2 protein-coding genes are annotated in these 1,795 nt (G+C 63.8%); both read left to right on the top strand.

Going from position 1 to position 1,795, the window contains the following annotated elements:
• Positions 1–1,482: 2Fe-2S iron-sulfur cluster-binding protein (locus FJ980_RS30495; protein WP_140547296.1), on the top strand; the 1,482-nt coding region annotated here is incomplete at its 5' end.
• Between the two features lie 9 nt (positions 1,483–1,491).
• Positions 1,492–1,795, top strand: a 304-nt coding sequence (locus FJ980_RS30490) for a glutathione S-transferase N-terminal domain-containing protein (RefSeq protein WP_181181360.1), incomplete at its 3' end; no start/stop codon positions are given.

Below are 1,795 nucleotides of genomic sequence, written 5' to 3'. Positions count from 1 at the left end.
CGCACCATCACCAACCGCACCTTCCCCGGGGTCGAGCGCTACGGCTTGGTCTGGTCCTCCGAGGAGCCTCGCGGCGAGGTGCCGGATGTTGCCGCGCTGACCGAAGGCAAGCTGCTCGCCTTGCGCGGCATCGCGGTCAACGCGCCGGCCGACAAGGTCGTCGAAGGGCTGAAGGCCTATCGCTTTCAGCCCAACGCAGCGATCGAAGGCGAGGGCGCGGAAACCATCATCGAGGCCGCGCGGGATTTTGCCGTGGCGCTTCACTCGCACGATGGTGGTGCCGAGACGCGCGGCGTGTTCTTCGTGCAGCCGGTTGATTCAAACCGTTCGGTGATCCGTGGCGTGCTCGATCAGGAGGTCGAAGCAGCCGCCCGCATCGCCATCCTGCGCCACCACAATGAGCGGCTTTCCAAGCTGCGCGACGAGGTCGAGCGCGACGTCGCGAACGCACCGGCGCCCGCGCCGATCGAGCCGATCTACGAAAGGGTGTCGGCCGAACTCGCCGAAATGCCCGAGGTGACCGCGCATGGCCGCAAGGCGGCGCTGCGCGTCAGCGTGGCCAGGAAATGGCAGGCGGCCGACGGCGTTGCCGGTTTCGAGCTCCGCCCGATCAAGGGCATCCTGCCGACGTTCCAGCCTGGAGCCCATATCGACGTCCATATGCCCAATAGCGAGATCAGGCAGTATTCGATCACCAACGGCCCTGGTGAAACCGACAGCTTCATCATCGGCGTCAAGCTGGAGCGCGATTCCAAGGGCGGTTCGAAATGCATGCACGAGACTGTGCGCGAGGGGGACGTGCTGGCGATTTCCGAGCCGCGCAACAATTTCCCGCTGCGCCGTGACGCGATCAAGACGCTGTTCGTCGCCGGCGGCATCGGCATCACGCCGCTGCTCGCAATGGCGCAGGCGCTGAAGAACCAGGAACTGGCGCACGAACTGCACTATTTTGCGCAAGGGCAGGAACACCTCGCTTTCGCCGATCGGCTGAAGCATCTCGGCGATGCGCTGAAGCCGCATCTCGGGCTGTCGCCGGACGCGACCGGCGCCGAGCTTCGAGGGATTCTCGCCGGTTACCGGGACGGCATGCATCTCTATATCTGCGGTCCCGGACCGATGCTGGAAGCCGCGCGCAAGATCGCCGCCGAGCAGGGCTGGCCGGATACCGCCATCCATTTCGAATATTTCAAGAACACCAACAAGATCGACGACAGTTCGAGCTTCGAAGTAGCGCTGGCGCGCTCCTGCGTCACGCTGCAGGTGCCGGCCGGCAAGACGATCATGCAGGTGATGCGCGAGAATGGCATCGATGTTCCGTCGTCCTGCGAGCAGGGCGCATGCGGCACCTGCGTCGCCACCGTGATCGAAGGCGAGCCGGACCATCAGGACGTCTACCTCAACGATGCCGAGCGCAAGGCCGGAACCAGGATCATGACCTGCGTCTCGCGCGCCAAATCGGCACGCCTCGTGCTCGACGTTTAGGAACTCCCGATGATCACGCTTTACGATTACGAACTTTCGGGCAATTGCTACAAGCTGCGGCTGCTGATGAGTTTTCTCGGCATCGACTACAAGACAGTGCCGGTCGACTTCTACCCCGGCCGCGAACACAAGTCGGAATGGTTCCTGAAGCTCAATCCGCTTGGCCAGCTGCCGGTCATCGAGGATGAAGGGCTGATCCTGCGCGACGCCCAGGCGATCCTGGTCTACCTCGCGTCGAAATCCGATCCGTCGGGCACATTGTATCCCCGGAACAGACCGGCCCTGCTCGGCGAGATCAGCCAGTGGCTGGCCT

Origin of the sequence: Mesorhizobium sp. B1-1-5 (assembly GCF_006443065.1) — a bacterium.
Classification (GTDB): Bacteria; Pseudomonadota; Alphaproteobacteria; order Rhizobiales; family Rhizobiaceae; genus Mesorhizobium.
The sequence above is the reverse complement of the archived record's forward strand: the minus strand, read 5'-3'. Positions and strand labels throughout refer to the sequence as shown.